The sequence below is a fragment of the Novosphingobium indicum genome, assembly GCF_014645195.1.
Lineage (GTDB): Bacteria > Pseudomonadota > Alphaproteobacteria > Sphingomonadales > Sphingomonadaceae > Novosphingobium > Novosphingobium indicum.
Genome location: NZ_BMLK01000006.1, coordinates 244,407 through 250,761, shown reverse-complemented (window position 1 = coordinate 250,761; position 6,355 = coordinate 244,407). Strand labels below are relative to the sequence as shown.

The 6,355-nt window shown below is 61.6% G+C and carries 8 protein-coding genes; 4 read left to right on the top strand and 4 right to left on the bottom strand.

The features are described from left to right. Positions 1-120: 120 nt before the first annotated feature. Positions 121-327: a hypothetical protein gene (locus tag IEX64_RS08360; RefSeq protein WP_188819193.1), complete on the bottom strand. Its 207-nt coding sequence runs from the start codon at positions 325-327 to the stop codon at positions 121-123. A 513-nt stretch (positions 328-840) separates the two neighbouring features. Between IEX64_RS08360 and IEX64_RS08355 the strand changes: the two genes are divergently transcribed. The 4 genes from IEX64_RS08355 (at position 841) to IEX64_RS08340 (ending at position 3,451) form a co-directional block, all read left to right on the top strand. Next, a complete protein-coding gene (locus IEX64_RS08355) occupies positions 841-1,221 on the top strand; it encodes a winged helix-turn-helix domain-containing protein (RefSeq protein ID WP_188819192.1) in 381 nt (126 codons plus the stop codon). A 119-nt stretch (positions 1,222-1,340) separates the two neighbouring features. Next, positions 1,341-2,111, top strand: a complete 771-nt coding sequence (gene modA, locus IEX64_RS08350; RefSeq protein WP_188819191.1) for a molybdate ABC transporter substrate-binding protein — start codon at positions 1,341-1,343, stop codon at positions 2,109-2,111. Positions 2,112-2,118: 7 nt separating this feature from the next. After that, positions 2,119-2,820, top strand: coding sequence for a molybdate ABC transporter permease subunit (modB, locus tag IEX64_RS08345; protein WP_188819190.1), 702 nt, complete (start codon positions 2,119-2,121; stop codon positions 2,818-2,820). Beyond that, positions 2,810-3,451 carry a molybdenum ABC transporter ATP-binding protein gene (locus IEX64_RS08340; RefSeq protein ID WP_188819189.1) on the top strand — a complete coding sequence of 214 codons (642 nt, stop codon included), beginning with the start codon at positions 2,810-2,812 and terminating at the stop codon, positions 3,449-3,451. The genes modB and IEX64_RS08340 overlap by 11 nt, the downstream gene beginning before the upstream one ends. 5 nt (positions 3,452-3,456) lie before the next feature. Here IEX64_RS08340 and IEX64_RS08335 read toward each other — a convergent pair whose 3' ends face one another. From IEX64_RS08335 to IEX64_RS08325, 3 genes are all read right to left on the bottom strand, one after another. After that, positions 3,457-3,777: a 2Fe-2S iron-sulfur cluster-binding protein gene (locus tag IEX64_RS08335; protein WP_188819188.1), complete on the bottom strand. Its 321-nt coding sequence runs from the start codon at positions 3,775-3,777 to the stop codon at positions 3,457-3,459. A gap of 14 nt (positions 3,778-3,791) precedes the next feature. Then, positions 3,792-4,991, bottom strand: a complete 1,200-nt coding sequence (locus IEX64_RS08330; protein WP_188819187.1) for a cytochrome P450 — start codon at positions 4,989-4,991, stop codon at positions 3,792-3,794. Positions 4,992-5,154: 163 nt separating this feature from the next. After that, complete coding sequence (locus IEX64_RS08325) at positions 5,155-6,312, bottom strand: isovaleryl-CoA dehydrogenase (RefSeq protein ID WP_188819186.1); 1,158 nt, start codon at positions 6,310-6,312, stop codon at positions 5,155-5,157. Positions 6,313-6,355 lie beyond the last annotated feature (43 nt).

The window sequence follows — 6,355 nt, the reverse complement described above, 5'->3', positions numbered from 1 at the left end:
TTCTGAATCAGAAATCGTGACCAAAGGGAATCCCATGCCGATTCAGAACGGTCGAAAACCGCTCTAAGGCAAATCCCACGGCCTGCTTCGGGCCAGAGGTAATCCCGTGGAGTTGTAGGATCAGCTCAGCAGGAAAAAGCCCAGCGCTGCCCAGCATGCCATGCACAGCACGATAGCCATGATCAGTCCGCGAGCATCGTGCTCGAGCTCAAGATCATGCGCATCCTTTGCGGCGTAGAAGAGACCCGACGTCTTGGCGCAATCCGTGTCGCGCCCGACTTCGAACCTTTGATCGATACCGATAATATCTTGCTCAGCGACCTTCATTGGGCATCCTCAATTCATTGAAGGGGGCTTCTGACCACTTCGAGGGACCACCCCTCGAATTCTTCATGCGGCCCCGTGGGAGTGCGCCCGTTGACGTCACACCTCTGCTCTGTTGGTAAGCCTTATAACATAACCTGTCATTTTCGGCTATATTGATACGAGCCCGTCGCCCTCCAGCAAAAGTTGCATCTTCGGGCGTATTTAAAATTCAATCCGGAGACCTATTATTCCAAAACCCTGCAACCATGAATGAATTTCACTCAGGCAGTATTGCAGCGCACAAACGCCGCATTCGTTTTCGACGTTTTGCGACGAAACGATAATCCCGATCGTCAGCGCAGTCGGTACCTTGCAAGGCAGCAAATATCGGTTACTTCGTAGCAGCCCGACGCAGAGCACCGAGGCCGCGAAGTTTTCCCCAGACTGGTGCAAAAAATTCGTCCCCTTTTCTCCGAATCAGCCAATCCCGCAAGTTCGCTTGCTGCCGTAGTGCACCGGTCCTAGGGTCGCTCCATGGCCGGCAACCGAACGCTCAAAATCAAGATCCAGTTTTACTGCGGTGACGAGATCGCCATGGGGCCCGGCAAGGCCGACCTGCTCGAGGCGATCAACGAGCATGGGTCGATTTCGGCAGCAGGGCGAGCGATGGACATGAGCTATCGCCGGGCGTGGTTGCTGGTCGACGCCATGAATCGATGCTGGCAGTCTCCATTGGTTCATACGGCTCCCGGTCGCGCGCAGAGCAGCGGCGCCCGGCTTACAGAGATGGGCGAGGAGGTGCTGGCGCTCTATCGCAATTTGCAGGCCAAGCTTCATGATGCATCGCAGGACAGCAATTTGGACAGGCTGTCGAACCTGCTGCGCGCGGAGCCCCGTGCGCGTCAGAAAGCCTGAAAAGCAAAAGATAAAGCTGCAGTTGTCGGAACGGGTCCGCAAAGGCGCCGCTTTGCTGCTATGCAACAGAGCCATATCCATATACACTGGGATATAGAAACCGCCCGGAGATACCCGAAATGCGTAAGGCGCTAGCCCTATTCATAACCCTGCTGGCGGTGCTGGCGGCCTCGACGTCTCTGGCCACCCGCTCGGAACAGGCGCCCACGGTGCTTGCTGCAGCGAGCCTGCAGGAATCGATGAATGCGGCTGCAGGCGCATGGGAAGCCAAAGGCCATCCGCGTCCCCGTATTTCATTCGCCGGCTCTTCCGCACTTGCCCGCCAGATCGAAGCCGGCGCTCCGGCGGACCTGTTCATTTCAGCCGATGAAGCCTGGATGGATGAACTGGAAGGCAAGAAGCTGCTCAAGCCGGGCACCCGCACCTCTTTCCTGCGCAACACGCTCGTCCTGATCGCGCCGCAGGACAGCAAGACGATGCTGGCCGTTCGTCCGGATATGCCGCTCGCGGAAACGCTGGGGTCAGGCAGGCTCGCCATTGCCGATCCCGGCGGCGTTCCTGCCGGGATCTATGCCAAGCAGTCGCTGACCAGGCTTGGCCTGTGGGATTCGGTCAAGGACAAGCTTGCGCCTGCGGAAAATGTGCGCGCCGCGCTGGCCCTCGTGAGCCGGGGTGCAGCCCCGCTCGGCGTGGTCTACGGCACCGATGCACAGGCCGATCCCGCCGTCAAAGTCGTTGGCATCTTTCCGCAGACCAGCCACGAACCGATCAGTTATCCGGTCGCCCTGCTCGCCTCGTCCAACAACGAAGAAGGTGAACGCTTCCGGCAGTTTCTGATCTCCAGCGAAGGCAAAGCGATCTTCCACCGCTTCGGCTTCGGCACGCAGTAACGCCCGCATGCAGGGGTTGTCGCCGGCAGAATGGGAGGTCCTGCTCCTCTCGCTCAAGGTGAGCGGCGTCGCCATTGCGGCCGTGCTGCCGCTGGCATTCGGGCTCGCCTGGATGCTGGCGCGCTGGCGTTTTCCCGGCAAGGTCGTGCTCGATGCCGTGGTTCACTTGCCGCTGGTGCTACCGCCTGTGGTGACCGGCTGGCTGCTTCTTCTGACGTTCGGCACCAATGCCCCTGTGGGTCGCTTTTTCGCCGACACCATAGGCCTGACATTTCTGTTCCGCTGGACCGGCGCCGCACTGGCCGCTGCAGTCATGGCCCTGCCGCTTATGGTGCGGGCAATGCGATTGTCGCTCGAGGCGGTGGATCGGCGGCTTGAAAGCGCCGCGCGCACATTGGGCGCCGGGCCCTGGCGCACCTTTATGACGGTCACGCTCCCATTGGCCATGCCGGGCATTCTCGCCGGTCTCGTGCTGGGCCTCGCCCGGTCGGTGGGCGAGTTCGGCGCAACCATTACGTTCGCCTCGAACATTCCCGGCGAAACCCAGACCCTGCCACTGGCAATCTACAGCGCCCTGCAGCTTCCCGGTTCGGAGCTGCAGATCGCGCGACTGGCTGGGCTATCCGTCCTACTCTCGGTCGGCGCCTTGGTGCTTTCGGAGTGGCTCTCGCGCCGGAGCGGTCATGGAAGGGGCCGCCATGTCCTTTGACATCGCAATAACCCTTCAGCGCGGCGACACGCGTCTGGCCTACACATTTTCTGCAGGACCAGGGCTGACCGCCCTGTTCGGCCCTTCCGGCGCCGGCAAGACCAGCCTTCTGGATGCTGTCGCGGGGCTCGTCCGCCCGGTCGATGGGCATATCACCGTTTCCGGAACACCGCTGTTCGACCGCCAGCAGCGGATCAACCTCAAGCCGGAGAAGCGGCGCTGCGGCTACGTGTTTCAGGATCTGCGCCTGTTTCCGCACCGCTCCGTTCGCGACAATCTGCTCTATGGCTGGAAGCGCGTTGCAGCGGACGGGCGCTGGCTGTCGATCGATGTCGCGCTGGACCTGCTTGGCATCGGGCACCTGCTCGACAGAATGCCCGCCACGCTGTCGGGCGGCGAGGCCCAGCGCGTCGCCATAGGCCGCGCCCTGCTCTCCGCCCCGCGTTTCCTGCTGATGGACGAGCCACTCGCCTCGGTCGATGCCGACCGGCGTGAGGAGATCCTTCGTCTGATCGAGCGCATCCGCGACGAACTGCGCCTGCCCATCCTCTACGTCAGTCACGACCGGGCCGAAGTCGAGCGGCTGGCCCAGCAGATCATTCCCGTCGAGCCAATCCAGGCCAGTGCCTGAAGTATTCAGCTCTGCGATGCAGGCGTGCGAACGACAAGGCCTTCAAGTGCCGCGGTCACCTCGATCTGACACGATAGCCGTACACCCGGATCGGTGTCGCCACTCGCCTCGATCATGGGCTCCTCCATCTCGGTGACCGCACCGGTGACCTTTCGCCATTCGGGCTCCACATGCACGCGGCAGGTGCCGCAGTAGGCATTCCCGCCGCAAATCGCTTCGATGGCCTCAACGCCATTGGCGACGGCATTTTCCATCAGCGAGATACCAACGGTTGCGTCGATCGTCTGCATGCTGCCGTCGACAGCGATAAACCGGATAGCGACCATATTCTGTCCTCGCTTCAGGCCGGATCGCACGCCACGACAGCGCCGCGCAGTTCATATCCCTGGATCTGCGCATTCCACTGAACTTGCGGTTCGGAAACGAGGCGGATGCCCGGCAGCCGAAACAGACGGTCGAGGAACACGCGCGATTCATGCAAGGCCACCTGCGCGCCGGGGCAGCGGTGGGGCCCGTCGCCAAAGCTCATGTAAGGCCCGACGACCTTCATCCGCTTGGCGCGATCCGGATCGAGTTCGTAGGGACATGGGCCGGTAATCGCCTCGTCCGTGTTCGCTTCGCGGATCGAGACGCAAACCGTCTCACCTTCCTTCATCGAGGCGCCTTGCGCGCTCTCGACCGGCTCTGCAGCCTTGCGGTGCAAGAGCGAAGCAACCGGCTCCAACCGGAGGATTTCCTCGAGAATCGCGAACTGATCGTCCTCGCCGCCGGTCAGGAAGCGCTCACGCAAATCGGGCTTCTCGAACAGGTGCCAGGCAGCCATGACAATGAACTCGCGCGTGGTCATCATGCCTGCCCCGCCGTAGCTGAGGCACTCCATGATCATGCCCTTTTTCGAGTAGTTCTCCTTCACCATGAAGGAGATCACGTCGTCCTTGGGTTCGCGCTTGCGCGCCTCGATGGCGGGGGCAAGATCATGCTTCCAGAACTTGCCGACACGCGGGATCATCTTCGCGTTGAACAGCAGGGTATTCAGAAAGCCGGGCTTGCGAGACACCGAGGAGTCCAGAACCGCCTTCACCCGATTGGCGAGGTTGGCGTTGCTGTCACTTTCGGTGAGACCGATGATTTCGGCGGCAACGTCCACTGCCATCTGCCAGCTCAGTTCATCGAGCGGCGCTGACCCCCGGCTTTGCAGGCCCGCCACGATTTCGTCCATCGTGCGGTCCATCACCGCCCGGTGGCGCGTCACGATTGTCTTTGGCGCGAAGAGGCCCGCTACGGCAGCACGGCGCTTGCGGTGCTTTTCGCCATCGAGGAAAAAGAACGATATCTCCTCGGGGCGGCTGAGATCGATCTGATCGGCACTCGCTCCGGCTTGCCGGACTTTCGACGAACGCAGAATTTCGCGCCCCGCAGTGAACGAAGAAACGACCCGTGCGCCCGCAGCCGGCGTCAGATTGGCCTCTGCCAGTCGCGCACTCTTGCGATCGTCGCGTCCCTTGTGAACCGGACATTCCGCAGAAGGTGCAGTGGACATCTTCGAACTCTCCCAAGAGGCGCCCTTTATCGGGCTTTGCTTACTTATGATCCACTATATATCACTACATCCTGCAAGCCAATGCAAAAATCCCGGCCCAGCCTATCGGGGCTGAGCCGGGATCTTGCTTTTCTGGCGCCACAGCCGTGGCGCGGCATAAGGGCTAATTGGCCCCGATCAGTTCGCGCCCGATAAGCATGCGGCGGATTTCGTTGGTGCCGGCACCGATATCGAGCAGCTTGGCATCGCGCAGATAGCGCTCGACCGGCCAGTCCTTGGTATAGCCCGCACCGCCCAATGCCTGCACGGCCTCACCGGAAACGCGGAAGGCATTTTCACTCGCCAGCAGGATCGCCCCCGCTGCATCGAAGCGCGTCGTCTGCCCGGCATCGCACGCCTTGGCGACCGCATAGACATAGGCGCGGGCCGACTGCAGCGCGACATACATGTCCGCGACCTTGGCCTGCATGAGCTGGAAGGCCCCAATCGGCTTGCCGAACTGCTGACGTTCGCGGACGTAGGGAATGACGGTGTCGAGGCAGGCCTGCATGATGCCGAGTTGCAGCCCGGCCAGCACGACGCGCTCGTAATCGAGCCCGCTCATCAGCACGCCGACGCCGCCATGGAGCGGCCCCATCACGTTCCCTTCAGGCACGAAGCAGTCTTCGAATACCAGTTCGCAGGTCGGCGAACCGCGCATGCCCATCTTGTCGATCTTCTGACCGATCGAGAAACCATCCATGCCCTTCTCGATCAGGAAGGCTGTGATGCCCTTCGAGCCCTCGCCCGTCTTGGCATAGACCACCAGCGTATCGGCATAAGTGCCGTTGGTGATCCAGAACTTGGTGCCGTTGAGCCGGAAGGCGCCGGATACCGCCTCTGCCCTGAGCTTCATGCCGACAACATCCGAGCCGGCGCCGGTTTCCGACATGGCGAGGCTGCCGACATGCTCGCCCGAGATCAGTTTGGGCAGGTACTTTGCCTTCTGCTCCTCAGTGCCCCAGCGGCGAATCTGGTTTACGCACAAGTTCGAGTGCGCACCGTAGGACAGGCCCACCGAAGCGGATGCCCGGCTGACTTCCTCGACCGCGATCACGTGCTCGAGATAGCCGAGGCCGATGCCACCCCACTCTTCCTCGACAGTGATACCGTGCAGACCAAGCTCGCCCATCGCGGGCCAGAGATCCTGCGGAAACCAGTCCTCCGCATCGATCTTTTCCGCCAGCGGCGCGATCTGCTCGTCGGCGAAGCGCGCAACGCTTTCGCGGATCATCATGGCGCTTTCGCCGAGCGCAAAATCGAATTCGGGGGTGGCGCGCATCCGTCGGTCCTTTCCCATGCAGTGCTTGCTGTTCTTCAACGCA

Bases quoted from the DNA above. Each gene is read 5' to 3' on its own strand.
- IEX64_RS08360 (WP_188819193.1), bottom strand. From the start codon at position 327: ATGAAGGTCGCTGAGCAAGATATTATCGGTATCGATCAAAGGTTCGAA.
- IEX64_RS08355 (WP_188819192.1), top strand. From the start codon at position 841: ATGGCCGGCAACCGAACGCTCAAAATCAAGATCCAGTTTTACTGCGGT.
- modA (WP_188819191.1), top strand. From the start codon at position 1,341: ATGCGTAAGGCGCTAGCCCTATTCATAACCCTGCTGGCGGTGCTGGCG.
- modB (WP_188819190.1), top strand. From the start codon at position 2,119: ATGCAGGGGTTGTCGCCGGCAGAATGGGAGGTCCTGCTCCTCTCGCTC.
- IEX64_RS08340 (WP_188819189.1), top strand. From the start codon at position 2,810: ATGTCCTTTGACATCGCAATAACCCTTCAGCGCGGCGACACGCGTCTG.
- IEX64_RS08335 (WP_188819188.1), bottom strand. From the start codon at position 3,777: ATGGTCGCTATCCGGTTTATCGCTGTCGACGGCAGCATGCAGACGATC.
- IEX64_RS08330 (WP_188819187.1), bottom strand. From the start codon at position 4,991: ATGTCCACTGCACCTTCTGCGGAATGTCCGGTTCACAAGGGACGCGAC.
- IEX64_RS08325 (WP_188819186.1), bottom strand. From the start codon at position 6,312: ATGCGCGCCACCCCCGAATTCGATTTTGCGCTCGGCGAAAGCGCCATG.